Source organism: Pseudoalteromonas sp. MSK9-3 (assembly GCF_003590335.1).
In the GTDB taxonomy this organism is placed as follows: Bacteria; Pseudomonadota; Gammaproteobacteria; order Enterobacterales; family Alteromonadaceae; genus Pseudoalteromonas.
The window spans coordinates 134,506-150,675 of sequence record NZ_MIET01000046.1; the positions used below are offsets into that span (position 1 = coordinate 134,506).

Sequence of the window (16,170 nt, forward strand, 5' to 3'; positions counted from 1 at the left end):
TTTTTGGCAATTTCTACCCAACAACTTTAGGTGAGAGACCGCCATTTAACAAATTACAGTGGCTCCTTTTTTGTTAGTTAATACAATATCCTTAGCTTGAAAACAAAAATGCCAGCGTTAGCTGGCATTTTATTACTACATTAAGGTGTGTAGTAAATTGGTGAGTTTGGCCCAACTGGGAAGCCGAAACCAAAGACCCAGATATAAAACAGTGCGACCCACCCGATAAGGAAGAACATACTGTACGGCAGCATAGTGGCAACGAGCGTACCAATGCCCATATCTTTCTTATATTTGGTTGCTACAGCGAGTATTAAGCCAAAGTAACTCATCATTGGCGTGATCAGGTTAGTCACTGAATCCCCAATTCTATAAGCTGCTTGTATTGTTTCCGGTGCATAACCAATTAGCATGAGCATCGGAACAAAGATAGGCGCCGTTACGGCCCACTGTGCTGACGATGAGCCCAGAGTTAAGTTAACCATGGCACACATAAGAATAAACAACACAAATACTTCTGGGCCAGTTAAGCTTAGCGTTTGCAATAAAGCTGCGCCATTGATTGCTAAAATTGTACCGAGGTTTGTCCATTTGAAAAATGCTACAAATTGCGCTGCAAAGAACACTAATACAATATACATACCCATAGAGCTCATTGACTTACTCATTGCGTCAATAACATCTCGGTCATTTTTCATCGTTCCAACGACACGGCCATACACAAAACCGGGTATTGCAAAGGTAACAAAGATAAAGACTACGATGCCTTTTAGAAAGGGAGACCCTGCTACAGCGCCCGTTTCTGGGTGACGTAAAATGCCATTCTCAGGTACGATGGTCAGCGCAAGCAATGCAGAAACGACTAACAAAGACACTCCAGCCCATTTTAATCCTGAGCGCTCTTTGTCAGATAGGTGCTGAATGTTGTTATCATTTAAATCTATACTTGCTTCGTCTGGATTGTATTTACCTAAGCGCGGTTCAACAATTTTTTCAGTGACTAGCGTACCAACAATTGCAATCAAGAAAACTGAAATCATCATGAAGTACCAGTTTGCTTCTGGACCAACTTGATAGTTCGGGTCGATCATTTGCGCTGCTGGGGTTGTGATCCCTGCTAGAAGTGGGTCAATGGTACCGAGCAATAAGTTTGCACTATATCCGCCTGATACGCCGGCGAATGCAGCCGCTAAACCTGCAAGAGGGTGTCTACCTAAACTGTGGAAAATCATGGCTGCTAGCGGAATAAGTACGACATAACCAAGTTCTGAGGCCGTGTTTGATAAAATAGCAGCAAATACCACCATAAATGTAACAAGACGCTTTGAAGCACCCATTACCATACCGCGCATCGCAGCTGATAACATACCTGAATGTTCGGCAACACTGACACCTAACAAGGCAACCAATACAGTTCCTAATGGCGCAAAACCGGTGAAATTAGTGACTAAGCCGGTGACGATTTTTTGTAAACCTTCCGCACTTAACAAACTGACTACTTCAATAACACCATCCGGATCGCGCCCAGCAGAGCCGACAGGACGAGGGTCTATAGCGCTAAGGCCAAACCAATCGGCAATGCCACTAAAAACAACGATTGCTACACAAAACATAGCGAATAATGTGATTGGGTGGGGAAGCATATTACCCAAAAATTCAACGGTAGCTAAAAAGCGGTTAAACCACCCCTTAGATTGTTGAGAGCTGTCATCCCCTTGAGCTGGTGTCTTTACTGCATTTGACATAGCTTTTGTTCTCAAGTCTAAAAATTGGCGATAAGGTATCACTTTTTAAGTCATTGGTCATTTAGATACGGTGATTTATGTCATTAATGCGTTAAAAATAAAATCTTGCTTAATTCAACAGCAGTTGGTGAAAAACATCGCAGGTGCAGGTATTTGCTAGTGATGTGAGGCCATTGATTGTTATCCCACAGTGATAGCCTTGGTCGTTATTAGGTTAATATTGTTATGTTAGGTATAGTTATTATCTAATATGCCTCTAAACAAAAGAGGGTAGCGGCGAATACGGTTGCCTATGTAATCGTTAGCAAGAATTTGTTGTGTGATCCTGTCTATGTCATTGTCGATGATAAGCACTAATTCTATACGTTCAATTGCTGTTAAAAATCCGCGTTTTAAATGAATTTGGGTTTTATAATGGTCGCAATTATCTTGAATAATTTTTACCTTGTGAGGCGCACGTTGCAGTTCTGCGAGTACTTCACTGATAAAAGGACTTACAGTGACGGTATCAGCCTTTGAACTTCGGGTTCTCGTTTGATGTCTTGGTTTATACATAAGACCTATATTTCTTTATTGCGTTGCCAGTTTATGGATCTGTTCGACTTTACTTAGGAAGTCATGTTTTTGTTTGTCGTGTTCATAATCCAGATGATACGTATTATGAAACCCGTATCGCATCATGACACCACTGCCTGTTAAGTAAACGGTATAACCATCAAAGTCAGAGAATGCTGTTAGGCCTTGATAATGTTTGCCGTCGTTGGTTTGTTCACCATGTTTCTGTATGAATTCGAACACGCTTAAAATAGTCTTACTGTTAATATCGTTTTTCATGATTCTCTCCTTAGTTAGTTATACGTAGATAAAGTGCGATATGATCTAAGATAATTCAAGTATGTTAAATATTATTACGATGAAAATACAGTTTTTAGGCACTTCATCCGGATCTCCAAGCCAATCAAGGAACGTATCTGGGACCGCCCTTAGCTTTGAAAAGACCAAAGAATGGTTGCTGGTGGATTGTGGTGAAGCCACTCAACACCAGATTTTAAAAAGTGATCATACGGCTTACCATTTGGGGATTATTTGCATCACACACATACATGGCGACCATTGTTACGGGTTGCCTGGGTTATTGGCGTCGATGTCTATGTCGGGGCGGCGAGAGCCTGTTAATTTGATAGCCCCTAAAAAGGTGATTGAGTTTGTTCATAGTACGATGTCGTTGACGGATTTAAGCTTGAATTTTAATTTGTATTGCCACGCGATTGAGAATGTTGATCAAAAATTGCACATGGCCCACTGTGACATTGATATTATAGAGTTACAACATAGGGTTGCGAGTTATGCTTTTAAAATTACGGAGCGCTGTATCCCAAAAAAGCTACATATAGACAAGTTACGAGCGCAAGGCGTCGAATCTGGGCCGCATTATAATCAGCTGCAAAAAGGTAGAGATGTGAATTATAAAGGTCAGCGCTTACTCGCTGAGCACTTTACCTATGACAGCTGGCAAGCAAGAACGGTGATCGTCTGTGGCGATAACGAACGACCAGAGCTGTTAAAACCTTATATTGCTGACGTAGGTGTATTGATACATGAAGCGACCTTTACTGAGTCAGATCTACTCAAGGTAGGAGCACACACTGGGCACTCTGATGCCAAAAGAGTGGCGCAATTTGCCCAACAAAATCAGGTGCCGCAATTGATACTATTTCATTTTAGTGTGCGTTATCACGGTGAAGGTAAATTGAAGGAGTTAAAACAGGAGGCCACTCACTGGTACAGTGGCCAACTATTGTTAGCTGAGGACTTTAGTTCACACGTGGTTATTAAGCACGTGTGCGAGCAGTGATTGGTCTGCCTCCATTTGTTTAGCGTAGTGTTTAGCGGTTACAATTAATGTGTCGATGTGGCTCGGTAATATCTCAACAACTTTCTGTTGGAAAATGGTTGAGCGCCGGTCGCCTCGCATATGTGCTAATGCAAGTGTAAATCCGCAGCTATGAGCAAACTGTTCAAAGCCATTTTTATGTACGGCACGCTTTCCTAAACAGAAATCTTCTGGATCAAGGCCTACTCTTGCATGATGACGAGAGCGAATAAGCCAGTGTGATTTTTGCCAGAGCGCATCGTCTAATACCAAATCAGGCCGACGTTGCATTTTTCTTTGACAGTTTACAGTAAGATGCGCTGGGTTGAGCTGATTGACAGAGCTTAGAGTTGAGAATTCTTTGAGCGGTGCTGCAGCGCGTTGTTGCTTTACTTCGACTATGTGGCATAAATTGAGGGCGAGTGTTTGTGCGTCAGTGACCTTTGGGCCGACAAGCAAATAATAGCGACGCATGTTGTTAGAACCGGTACCTGCATTGAGCCTCTCTACACAATCTAATATCGTATCGTCAACATAGGGAGAGAACTGTGCGATCAGATCGGTTTTTTGTTCTTCATTAAGTACTTCAAACCTTTGCGGATTTACTTTAAATCTAATCGGGCTGCTACTTAACTCTAATTCTTTAGCGAGTGTGCTACTGGTTAGGAAAGCGGCACCTCCAGCCATACGTTGTAGTCCTTTTTGCCACCGTTTATGAAGAATATGTTCTTTATCGAACTCGGTGAGTGCAGATTGATTATTAAGCTCTCCTTTGACGGATAAATCGCACGCTTGGAGGTATTGAGTTAAAAAAGCACGCGCCGCTAAATCAGTTTGCTGTACCGTGGCGAGTGGTTTTTGTCTAAATTTGAGGTCGTCACTTACTTGTTGTAAATTTTTGCAGTGAACTTGGCTCAAATAAAGACTGACAGTAAATCTAAATAAGTCCCAGACCACGTTGCCGATACACGCATCATCAAAGTCATTTGGGGCAAAAATGAGGGTGTCACCATGAGAGCCTTCTTCACTAATAAAACCAAAGTTGCCCGTATGGCAGTCACCAACAATATTGGAAAGAGGCAGCGAATATAGGGCTTTAGGTATATCTATTAATTCATTGCTTAAGTCGTGATACATTAGCGCGGCACTGCCACGAAAAAACAGAAATGGGCTACTGGCCATTTTTTTATGTTTGGCTAACCCTTGTTCAAGAGAAACCCCATCTGTGGACTGTAATACACTTCGAATTATGTTTTTTCTGATCATGATATATCCTTTAACTGACAGTGTCAGTGAGTCAGTTTTAGCATAGAAATACGCACTTCTTTATACGGTTTTATTGACATAGAGTGGGTAAAGAGTGCTCTATCGTGACAGCGGTTTATACTTTAATTACCACCAACCCTATTACTCACTTTCAAAAGTCGTGTTCATTCTAGCGAAATAAATGCGTCATTAGCGATGAAACAGGTCGCGCTAGTAGAGTGACGAGCATATCGCAGCTTTTATGAGCCGACACGCTTTATTTTATCTTAAAATTTACATAGGTATAAATTGCAAACATTGGCTTTACGCTACATACCTAATATGACAGTAATACTACGTGTTTAATTCGAATTAACACATCGTTTGTTTCATGATAGTTGGACCAGCTCTGTATATGCGCGCTCTTACAGGGTCATAGTTTGTTATTTAATAAAAAGCTCAATCACGAGAAGGAACACTGCTGAGATATTGCGGTAAATTGTATGGGTAAGGCTGTGATGATACGGCCTATTTAAGAGCAAAATTTAAGTGTGCTCTTAAATAGGCTAAATTAATAACGCAGAATAGTAACTTAACGTGCGTTGGTACTTTCAAATATTTTGTCAGCGGATGCGGCTACAAACCCTGTATATAGCTCACCGTCTGGTTTGGCGTAACGCAGTGCAAATTCATAAAAACAACTTGGGATTTTGAATTCTCCGTCGCTGAAAAGCACCGAATGGTGATCAGCCAGTGTAGACGACTGTTCTAAGAGTACTTCAGGAGAACCTTTCACCTCCCCCCCAGCACTGTTCAATTCAAAGCCTGCATCTTTTAAATTTTGATTAACGTCTGTAATTGTAGTGAAATTGCTTAAATAATTAATACTGACAGTAAAGTGGTTCGCTCTGTAGCCCCAGGCTGCCATCCATGCTGCATACTCGCTCTCAGCCAGTAATGCTTGATACGTATCGTGGCTTACTTGCCAATGTGTGCCTGAATATAAAAAGTTATCAGCAGTGATCGCTGCTTCGTCAATTTCATCAACCATTGTATTAATGACTGACTGTAATGCTTGTGAGCATTTTTCTACCAATAACTCAGAGATGAAAACCTTTGGTTTAGTTGGATCTGTGTGTTCATAGTGCTTTGCATAGAGCTTTTTAGCTTTAAAGTGGTATTCGCCACATTCTTTATATCCCACGGCTAAAAAATGGGCTGCTAGCTTTTCTAACCCTATTTTCTCGTGATTAAAAGTTCGTAAAGCGATGTGGTCATTAATGACATCATTTTGTTGGGTTGAACCTAAAAGCTCGTGAACTTTTACCGCTGACGGTGTCACTTCTAAATAGTTGTCCCAAAGTGCTTGGAATAGGTTATCGACAGTGTTGTGCATAATGGAGTCCTATAATTTGCGGGATATACCGCGTTAAACTTGGTGTGGTCTTAAGCGCGACGCAACAAGGTTATAATCTAAATATTCGAACGGTATCGCCGTTACTTACGTTAAGCGCTGCAGCGACATCTTTGCTAATATCAATAACATTTTCATGTGAGTGATAGCAGACCTGATCTGTAAATGTGGCTCTATAATTTTGCAGTTGTTGATTTGAAATTGCAAAGCTCTGAGTCTTCTCTACTTGGCAAATATTGACCGTCGCAACATGAGAGGCTTGAACGGTTTGTATATTCGTGAGTTTTGCTTCAACTGTCGGGCCTGCATCAAATAAATCAACATAACCACGATGTTCAAACCCTTCTTTTTCAAGCAGGCGTAAAGCGGGTTTGGTTTTTTCGTGTACTTGGCCTATGACGTCCTGTGCTTTTTTACTAAGTAAATTTGCGTAAATGGGATATTTGGGCATTAGCTCACTAATAAACACCTTGTCACCCAAACCAACTAGGTGATCTGCTTGAGGAAACTCAATACTAAAAAAGTGCTCTTGTAGCCATTGCCAAAAAGGAGAGTGGCCTTGTTCATCACTTACCCCACGCATTTCTGCGATAACAGTATCGCTGAAGCGGGCGCTATGATCTGCCATAAAGGTAAATCGAGAACGACTCAGGAATCGTCCTGCTAGGCCTTTTCTATAAGGCTCACGTAAAAATAAAGTACATATCTCGCTAGATCCTGTGTAGTCATTACACATAGAGAGAATGTCTACAGTATTGTAAACTTTTAATGTCGGAGAATGATGGACTGTTTTACCCAAGTGATAATGATATAACGGCACCGTCATACCAACCGCAGCTTCAATAGCGGTAGTGCCCATGATGTCACCTGTAGCACTATCTTCTAAAACAAAGAGGTATCCTTCGTCTTGTGGTGAACTGAGTGATTTGGCAAAGCTGTGCTCTGAACGCTGGATCTTTTCGCGTAAGATATCATCATTAACCGGTAGTGACGTAAAGCCATGGCCTGATTCTGCGGCAATCTGACGCAATGCGTTAAAATCAGAGTCTTTTATTGGTCTAAGTATATGCATAATGCAACCTAAAGGGCGCCACAGCGCCCTTAATAGCGTTAACCGTTAACAACGTCAGCAACAGCAAGTTCAAATCGAGCTAGGCCTGCTTTAATATCTTCATCAGAGATCACCAGAGATGGCGTAAAACGCACGACATTTGTCCCTGCAACAAGTGCCATTAAACCATTTTTAGTACTTGCCACGAGAAAGTCACGCGCACGTCCTGTGTAATCATCATTCAGTACAGCACCAAGCAATAAACCTTTTCCACGGACTTCACTGAAAACGTTAAACTTGTCATTAATTGCCTGAAGGCCATCACGGAAAAGTTGTTCTTTACGCTTCACGTTATCAAGTACTTCTGGTGTATTAACTGTATCAAAGGCAGCTTCAGCGACAGCGCATGCCAGTGGATTACCACCATATGTTGAACCATGCGTACCAATCTTTAAATGTTGTGCAATGTCTGTTGTTGTGATCATCGCGCCAATTGGAAAGCCGCCCCCTAGTGCCTTAGCGGTAGTGAGAATATCAGGTGTCACGCCAAGGCCCTGATAAGCGTATAGGTCACCAGTACGGCCAACACCTGTTTGTACTTCATCAAAAATAAGTAATGCATGGTGTTTATCACACAAGGCTCTAACGGTTTTAATAAACTCAAGATCAGGAGAGATGATCCCACCTTCACCTTGCAATGGTTCCATCATAACGGCACAAGTATTATCAGATATAAGTGCTTCAAAAGCAGCTAGGTCATTGTAGTCACAATGCGCTATGTCGGCAGGCTTTGGGCCAAACCCATCTGAATATGCGGCTTGTCCGCCTACCGTGACGGTGAAGAAAGTGCGACCATGAAAGCCTTTATTGAAGGCGATGATTTGTGTCTTGTCTTCTGAGTGCTTGTCTAATGCAAAACGACGAGCAAGTTTTAATGCCGCTTCATTAGCTTCAGCACCGGAGTTGGCAAAGTAAACTTTGTCAGCAAAGGTGGCGTCGGTCATTTTTTTTGCTAGGCGCAATGCAGGTTCATTGGTCATGACATTTGATAGGTGCCAAATTTTTTCACCTTGTTCTTTTAGTGCATTGACAAGTGCAGGGTGACAATGGCCTAAACAATTTACGGCGATCCCGCCTGCGAAGTCGATGTACTCGTCACCTTTTTGGTCCCAAACACGAGACCCTTTACCTTTTACAGGGATGACTTCTGATGGATTGTAATTTGGGACCATAACGTGATCGAATAATTCACGGTTAGTTTGCATGACGACTTCCTCTATTTTTCTTTAACTTTAGCTTGCCGGTGATCATAATAAATAGCTTAAAAACAATGTGTTCAATAAATGTTCTGAATATATTGGTTGTTACAGCGTTGTTGGCAAACATACAAATTGCTCTTTCAATTTATGCATTATCACTTGGGTTTAAGTAAATTTGCAGTGCAATTTTTCACAAAATGATTAAAATAAAAGTCAAATTGATGATGGTTTTAATCAAAATGATAAATAAGCACGATGAAAAGCTAATTGCATTGTTACGAACTAATGCAAGATCGAGTATTTCTGACTTGGCGAGGGGGTTAGATGTTTCTCGTTCGACAGTACAAAGCAGACTGCTTAAGCTAGAGCAATCTGGTGTGATCACGGGCTACCGTGTTGAGTTTGGTTCAGCTTACATAGAAGGGTTAGTGTCTGCTCATGTATCAATTAAAGTCAGGCAAAAGCTAACGACGCAAACCACGATAGCATTAAAGCATATTGATCAGATCAGTGCACTGTATGCGATTAGCGGTGAGTACGACATGATTGCAATAGTTGAAGCACAAAGCCTAGAGCAGCTTAATCATATTCTTGATGACATAGGCAATTTAGATGGAGTAGAACGAACAAATTCAGCTGTTATTTTGGAAACCAAATTTAAACGCTAGTACGTTGATTACTGCTTCCCTTCTGGTAGCCATATGCTCGTTCCTGTCGACGCTACGTGATTGACGTTGCCTTTGAGCACTTTAGTTCCAACATTGTGTGAGGTTTCAGGGCGACTAACAAGGTAACCTTGAACACAACGAATGCCCATGCTTTTTACAAGCTCAAATTGTTCCGCTTGCTCAACGCCTTCAGCGACAATTTTTAGCCCTAATTGAGTACCAAGTTCACTAATTGAATTGAGGATTTTATGGTATTTGGCATTTTGACTGGCTTGGGTAATAAAGAGCTTATCTATTTTAATCACGTCAATAGGTAAATCAGCAAGCGTACTAAGTGAGCTAAACCCTGTGCCAAAGTCATCAATCGCGATGGTTACACCAGCACGACGACAGGCTTCTAGTTCTTCGATGATTTGATCACTTGCTGTGATAAGTGTTGACTCCGTAATTTCTAGCATAAGCGAACTAGCAGGCAAACCCGTTTTCTCTAACGTGTCTGTGACCCACTGGGCAACAGGCCTGTGCTTTAATTGTATTCCAGATACGTTTACTGAGATTTTAACTCTTTTCATTCCTGCATTGTGCCATGCAGACATTTGTCGACAAGACTCTAGCAAAATCCAATCTCCAAGTTCTAAAATCAAATTAGATTCTTCTGCAATAGGGATGAATTCAGCGGGGGGGATTAGCCCTTCGATTGGGTGATGCCAGCGGATGAGTGCTTCAAAATAGTCAATGGCACAATCTTCCACATGAACAATTGGCTGAAAGGATAAATGAAAGTTTTGTGAGGCTATTGCTAACCTAAGCTCTTCGAGTAAATAATGATATCGCCTAATTTTGCTGCCCATTTCAGGCGAGTAGACCTTGAAGATACCACGACCATCTGTTTTTGCACGATACATTGCCACATCTGCCATTTGTAACAGTGCGTGAGGGTGGGACGCGCTTTCTGGATAAATGGCTATGCCAATACTTGCACCAATTTTTACAATTTTGTTGCCGAGTATAAAGTCTCTTTCAATTTCATTGAGAATTGATTGTGCGACTTGAGTACAAAAACTAGCGTTATCAATTTTAGGAATGAATATTGAAAATTCGTCCCCGCCCAATCGAGATAAGTTTTGTTCGAGACCATGAATAGGGTGTATATCTTGAATCTCGAATTGCTTAACAATACTACTCAATCGATTAGCGACTTGAATTAAAATTTCATCACCAAAGCTATGACCAAAAGAGTCATTAACCTGTTTGAAACCATCCAAATCAATGAACAGCAAACCACAGTGCTGATTTTTCTTTTCTGCTTGTGTTAACTGAATATCTAAATGCTCTAAATAAGCATGGCGATCGATCAGCTGTGTTAATTTATCTTGATAAATATGACTGTCTGTTTGTAGTTTAATCTTATTTACATTATCTGTAATCGCATGCACAGCATGACTTATTTGCGCTAATGGGCCACCGTGGTGCAGCGTTTGTGTTTTGATGTCGAGTAAGCTGAGGAGATTGTCTATGTCTTGATGGACCGCATGCAACGCCTTACTATTTTTATGTTTCTTTTTTTCTACTCTAAATACGAACACCATCGCCAGTAATAATGTCGTTAATGTAATTAATGCGGTAGGTGATAAGAATGTGGTCGCGATCAGATCAGAGTTTTTAGCTAGGACTAAATTGTCCCCATGCTTGTGCAAAAGTACATAAGTTTTATTTTGATGTTGAAAAAACCTTTGTCCAAATATAAAAGATTGATACCAAGGTGTTGCAATTTTTTCACTTGCACCTGTATTTATTTCGATAACTGAAATATTGTTGAACCCATGATGAGCATCAACACAAGTTTTTGAGAAAAGTATGTTTACAACATAGCCAAATAATAACGTGCTTATGGTAAAAAAGCTTAATATTTTTAATGTTTTGCTCATAGCTGGCTAAATCCGGAATCTTAAATTAACGCACACTTTGAATGCACAATACATTATACATCTCTAAGCCATAAGAATTATAATCTTTTACACCCTTTTTTTCTTTATATCAATTATGTTTCTCCTCTAAGTGCATTATTGTTGGTGGAATAATCAATTCTATGATTGTAGTCAATCTTTAGATAAATTCACTTTACATGAGAAGTATTCTCACCTAATTTTTAATAACTCTCACAATTTGGTCTATGTTTTGCTACTTAAGTATGCATCACTCAAATTTAGACTAAGACGGCATGCTGTAGCACTTAATTGGTGCAAATGTCGAAATTTTGCACTGTCATAAAGCATAAATATTGTTTTGTTGTAATGTGTAATAACGCCCACCGTTTCCGATTGTTGAGCAGTTGAAGGCACGGCACAGTGGCAAGGATGTAATTACCCAAACTTATTTATTTGGAGCCTGCTATGTTAACAAAACGTTTTTTTAAAACAAAAGACGAAGCCGAAGTCACGTTCGAATTTTCTCACCCTCAAGCAAAAAAAGTTGAGTTAGTGGCGGAGTTTACTGACTGGGAACCCGTTACGATGAAATTCAACAAAAAAGAACGGGCTTTCAAGAGTAAACATCGTTTGCCAACAGACAAGCAATTTCACTTTAGGTACCTCATTGATGGGGAGCAGTGGGATAACGATCACAAAGCAGACGCCTATGTGACCAATAGCTTCGGTACGCAAAATAGTGTGGTAAATACGCAAAAAATAGCGATGTAACGGTCAATGGAAGGATTACAACAGTTACTTTATTTACATGGCGTTGGTTATGATTACGTAAAATATACCGGTGAACATGTTGTGTTTGATCACCAAACCCGAGAGCAAGCATTGCGGGCATGCGGTATAGATATACACGATGAAAGGCGAATCGAAGAAAAAATATACCAGCTGGATATTGCACAGTGGCAGTCAGTTGTTGAGCCGGTCAGCTTGGTTGATGAGCTATCTGGCTCACTCGCAATAAAAGTACCAGAACACAGTCGTATTTTTACCGGGTTATTGTCTATTCCAAGTTTAGATATCGATTATCGCTTTGATACATCCCAGTGTAAGGTGAGCGGTGAGTATCGGTATAAGGGCACTAATTATCTAGAGATCCAAGTACCGCTGCCATCTATGCCAATTGGCTACCATGACGCTGAAATTACTTTACCACTCGGCAAATTTAAGACCCAGATTTGGACAACGCCAAAGCAATGTTATCGCGCGCAATCACACAAACAAGTTGGGGTGTCTACACAGTTATACACGATAAAAAGTGCACGTAATTTAGGTATCGGTGATTTTCGTGATCTTGAAGAATTAATTGTTTGCTCAGCAAAAGCGGGGTGTGATTTTGTTTTATTGAACCCGCTGCATTTGCTATTTAATGATGAGCCTGACAGGGCTAGTCCCTATAGCCCGAATCATCGAGGATTGATCAATCCGCTCTATATTGCGGTGGATAACTGTCGGTGGGTTGAAAATAATACAGAATTCACTATCGCTTTACAGCAAGCTTTTACGGCATTAGAAGCACATAAACGCCAGCCCTACATTGATTATGCGGTGGTTAGCGAGACAAAATATGCACTATTGTCTTTATCATACCGTGTATTTCTAGCTGAAGCTAATGACACAGACAAGCTGGCTTTTAGCGATTTTAAACTGAAGAACAAAGCGTTACTCAAAGTGCTAGCTAATGATGATTTTTCACTGTTTTGCCAGTGGCTAGCTGCTGTGCAACTTGAGTCTTGCCAACGAGCTGCGAAAGACAGCAACATGGCTATTGGCCTAATAAATGACTTAGCCGTAGGGTGTGCCAAAGATGGTCTCGAATACACTCGCAATAGTGCGTTGTATGCAACCGATGCACAAGTTGGGGCACCGCCAGATCCTTGGGCTCAAAATGGCCAAGACTGGGGCTTACCCGCGTTAGATCCGATTAAGATCAGGCATGATAAATTTGAGTTTTTCAAGTCTTTAGTCAAGAGTAATCTCAATCGTGTTGGCGGCTTACGAATTGATCACGTAATGGCGCTTAGAAGACTGTGGTGGTGTTTGCAGCTTGAGAGTGGGATGAGCGGTTGTTATGTCTACTATCCGTTCGAGCATTTATTGGCAGTGCTAAAAATAGAATCAAACTTGTCAAAGAGTATTGTTATTGGCGAAGACTTAGGGGTTGTGCCCCCTGAGGTTGTGAGCGCAATGAAAGAATCATCTTTACTCGGTAATATTCTTTTCTATTTTGAAAAAGATGAACATGGGCGTTTTGTAAATAGCCAAAAACTCAGAAAAGACACGATATTAATGATTGCAAATCATGATGTGCCTCCTTTTAAAGGATGGTGGGGGGCAAATGATTTACAACTAAAACAGACGTATAACTTACTTTCCAAGACTGATTTTGAAAAAGAAAGCGCCGATAGGCATATACAGAAGCAATTGTTGATTGAGTGGTTGAATGAACATCAGCAGTTTGGTTTTGATGTACACAGTGATTCAAACGCTATCTATCAAGCGCTCTTAGCCGTATTAGCATTGTCACCAGCACATTTGCTGTGTCTTCAATTAGATGATCTCGATCAACAGATATTACCCGTAAATATTCCTGGAACAGACAAAGAGTATCCAAACTGGCGTAGGCGTTTAGATCATACTGTGCCAGAAATGTTTTCTAATCATACAGATTTTATAAAAAACTTAACTCAACTTAGGACAAGTCATGAATAGCATTTTAACACCAACAAATAAGATACATGACTATTCAGAGCAGCTTAGTGCGCTTCAATTAGGGACGTTTGGCGACCCATTTTCTTTTCTAGGGTTGCATAAAGTTGATGAAGAGATCTATGAAGTACGCGTTTATCTACCTGGTGCTTTATCTGTGTCATTGGCGAGTAAAACAAAAGGGTCGCTTTTTAAACAATATTTAAAAAGTGATTTGTTTTTACTGCAAGTGACTGAAAAAGAATTGTCAGAAGTGAAAAGGTTAGAAATCACTTACCCCGAACATACGCGTATTCAACATGATGTATATCAATTTGCGCAATGTATTTGTGAAGATACGTTGTATTTGTTTAATGAAGGAACGTTAGAGCGCGCTTATCAACATTTAGGCGCTCACTTTATTGAACATGAAGGAGTGCAAGGTGTGTGCTTTGCAGTATGGGCACCTAATGCGAAAAGCGTTTCAGTTATCGGCGAGTTTAACTGTTGGCAGCGAAGTGAACACTTTATGAGAAAGCACCCAGCGAGTGGCGTATGGGAGGTATTTATTCCTGGCCTAAAAGCACAACAAACATATAAATATTCGTTAGTAGATAACTATGGCAATGTTACCGATAAAGCAGATCCATTTGCATTTAAGATGCAGCAGGCCCCAGGTACTGCGTCCGTGTTACAGCCACTAGTATCTCGTAAAAAACCAACATCCAAACAGTTAAAAAGCCGAAGTAGACGAAATAAAATAGATGCGCCTATCTGTATTTATGAAGTGCAACTCGGTTCTTGGAAGCGTAGAGCAGATGAAGAAAATAGGTTTTTAACGTATCGCGAGTTGGCTGATGACTTAGTGCAGTACGTAAAAGGATTAGGCTTTACACATTTACAGCTGATGCCAATTAGTGAATACCCATTTGATGGCTCATGGGGCTATCAACCTGTTGGTTTATTCTCGCCAACGAGTCGATTTGGCAGCTATGAAGACTTTGTCTATTTTGTTGAAAAGTGTGAGGACGCTAATCTCGGGCTGTTAATTGATTGGGTTCCTGGGCACTTTCCTTCGGACCCGCATGGACTCCATAAATTTGACGGTACCCATTTGTTTGAACACGCAGACATGAGGCAAGGCTTTCATCCTGATTGGAATACGTATATTTATAATTATGATCGCCCAGAAGTAAAGAGCTTCTTGTTAGCAAACGCCATGTATTGGCTTAATGAATTTCAGCTAGATGGATTACGAGTTGATGCTGTTGCATCTATGCTTTATTTAGACTACAGCCGCAATGACGGAGAGTGGGTAGCCAACCAATATGGTGGAAGAGAAAATTTAGGTGCTATCGCCTGTTTACAAGACGTCAATCGACGTTGTTATGGTCAAGATAATAACATCATGATGGTAGCCGAAGAGTCGACGGCGTGGCCTGGTGTTACGCAAAGCGTAGAGCATCAAGGTTTGGGCTTTGGCTTTAAGTGGAATATGGGTTGGATGAACGACAGTTTAAGCTACATAAGTCGGGATCCGATCCATAGGCGCTATCATCATCACGAGATGACCTTTTCAATGGCATATGCGTACTCGGAAAACTATATTTTACCATTAAGTCACGATGAAGTGGTCCATGGTAAAGGTGCATTATTGAGTAAAATGCCAGGAGATGACTGGCAACAATTTGCGACACTACGTGCCTACTATGGCTTTATGTATGCCCATCCAGGTAAAAAGCTCTTATTTATGGGGAGTGAATTAGCACCTCGTTCTGAGTGGGATCACAATGAAGGGCTAGACTGGCAGTTGTTAGACTCCCCAGCGCACCTTGGTATTCAACGCACAGTAAAGCAGCTTAACGGGGTTTATCAGCGTGAAGGTGCATTATATGAATGTGATAATTCACCAGCAGGATTTCAGTGGATAGATGGCGATAATGCCGAGCAAAGTATATTTAGTTTTGCTCGCTATGGTAAGTCAAAAAAAGATTTACTGATTGTCATAAGCCACTTTACTGCACAAGTGTTTCATCAATATAGGGTTGGTGTGCCGCAAAGTGGTGTTTATGAGGTAGTTCTTAATACGGATGATAAAGAATTATATGGCTCTGGTGTTACGGCGGTAGCGGGTAAGCAGCAGTTGATAGAGTCTGCAGCAATACCATCTCATGGGTTTGAAAATAGCATTGTTTTGACTATTCCCCCATTAACAACGCTGTATTTGAAACGGATCACGGGTTAA

The 16,170-nt window shown here is 40.9% G+C and carries 13 protein-coding genes; 5 read left to right on the forward strand and 8 right to left on the reverse strand.

From position 1 onward, the window contains the following. Positions 1–140: 140 nt before the first annotated feature. The 3 genes from BGP78_RS19335 to BGP78_RS19345 all read right to left on the reverse strand — a co-directional run bounded on the left by BGP78_RS19335 (position 141) and on the right by BGP78_RS19345 (position 2,579). Positions 141–1,745, reverse strand: coding sequence for an AbgT family transporter (locus tag BGP78_RS19335; protein ID WP_119863072.1), 1,605 nt, complete (start codon positions 1,743–1,745; stop codon positions 141–143). Positions 1,746–1,973: 228 nt separating this feature from the next. Further along, positions 1,974–2,300: a hypothetical protein gene (locus BGP78_RS19340; protein WP_259386382.1), complete on the reverse strand. Its 327-nt coding sequence runs from the start codon at positions 2,298–2,300 to the stop codon at positions 1,974–1,976. A gap of 15 nt (positions 2,301–2,315) precedes the next feature. Continuing rightward, positions 2,316–2,579, reverse strand: a complete 264-nt coding sequence (locus BGP78_RS19345; RefSeq protein WP_119862925.1) for a DUF3081 family protein — start codon at positions 2,577–2,579, stop codon at positions 2,316–2,318. A 61-nt stretch (positions 2,580–2,640) separates the two neighbouring features. Between BGP78_RS19345 and BGP78_RS19350 the strand changes: the two genes are divergently transcribed. Beyond that, on the forward strand, positions 2,641–3,600 hold the full coding sequence (locus BGP78_RS19350) for a ribonuclease Z (protein ID WP_259386383.1): 960 nt from the start codon (positions 2,641–2,643) through the stop codon (positions 3,598–3,600). Here the strand turns inward: BGP78_RS19350 and BGP78_RS19355 are convergent. The 4 genes from BGP78_RS19355 to BGP78_RS19370 all read right to left on the reverse strand — a co-directional run bounded on the left by BGP78_RS19355 (position 3,565) and on the right by BGP78_RS19370 (position 8,593). Continuing rightward, positions 3,565–4,884 carry a DUF2252 family protein gene (locus BGP78_RS19355; protein ID WP_119862926.1) on the reverse strand — a complete coding sequence of 440 codons (1,320 nt, stop codon included), beginning with the start codon at positions 4,882–4,884 and terminating at the stop codon, positions 3,565–3,567. The genes BGP78_RS19350 and BGP78_RS19355 overlap by 36 nt on opposite strands. A gap of 571 nt (positions 4,885–5,455) precedes the next feature. Then, a complete protein-coding gene (locus BGP78_RS19360) occupies positions 5,456–6,259 on the reverse strand; it encodes a DUF1338 domain-containing protein (protein WP_119862927.1) in 804 nt (267 codons plus the stop codon). Positions 6,260–6,329: 70 nt separating this feature from the next. Then, positions 6,330–7,349 (reverse strand): arginine N-succinyltransferase, encoded by a 1,020-nt coding sequence (astA, locus tag BGP78_RS19365; RefSeq protein WP_119862928.1) that lies wholly within the window; start codon positions 7,347–7,349, stop codon positions 6,330–6,332. A 38-nt stretch (positions 7,350–7,387) separates the two neighbouring features. Beyond that, complete coding sequence (locus BGP78_RS19370; protein ID WP_119862929.1) at positions 7,388–8,593, reverse strand: aspartate aminotransferase family protein; 1,206 nt, start codon at positions 8,591–8,593, stop codon at positions 7,388–7,390. Between the two features lie 233 nt (positions 8,594–8,826). On the opposite strand from BGP78_RS19370, the gene BGP78_RS19375 reads away from it, so the two are divergent. Then, positions 8,827–9,255, forward strand: coding sequence for an Lrp/AsnC family transcriptional regulator (locus BGP78_RS19375; protein WP_119863075.1), 429 nt, complete (start codon positions 8,827–8,829; stop codon positions 9,253–9,255). 8 nt (positions 9,256–9,263) lie between these two features. On the opposite strand, the gene BGP78_RS19380 is transcribed toward BGP78_RS19375, so the two are convergent. Beyond that, the gene (locus tag BGP78_RS19380) at positions 9,264–11,183 is read right to left on the reverse strand and encodes a bifunctional diguanylate cyclase/phosphodiesterase (protein ID WP_119862930.1); all 1,920 of its coding nucleotides are present in this window, start codon (positions 11,181–11,183) and stop codon (positions 9,264–9,266) included. 465 nt (positions 11,184–11,648) lie between these two features. Between BGP78_RS19380 and BGP78_RS19385 the strand changes: the two genes are divergently transcribed. From BGP78_RS19385 to glgB, 3 genes are read left to right on the forward strand one after another with little or no spacing between them, the layout of a single operon-like run. Continuing rightward, positions 11,649–11,954, forward strand: coding sequence for an isoamylase early set domain-containing protein (locus tag BGP78_RS19385; protein ID WP_119862931.1), 306 nt, complete (start codon positions 11,649–11,651; stop codon positions 11,952–11,954). Between the two features lie 6 nt (positions 11,955–11,960). Continuing rightward, positions 11,961–13,949 carry a 4-alpha-glucanotransferase gene (malQ, locus tag BGP78_RS19390; protein WP_119862932.1) on the forward strand — a complete coding sequence of 663 codons (1,989 nt, stop codon included), beginning with the start codon at positions 11,961–11,963 and terminating at the stop codon, positions 13,947–13,949. Next, the gene (glgB, locus tag BGP78_RS19395) at positions 13,942–16,170 is read left to right on the forward strand and encodes a 1,4-alpha-glucan branching protein GlgB (RefSeq protein ID WP_119862933.1); all 2,229 of its coding nucleotides are present in this window, start codon (positions 13,942–13,944) and stop codon (positions 16,168–16,170) included. Before malQ ends, glgB begins: the two co-directional genes overlap by 8 nt.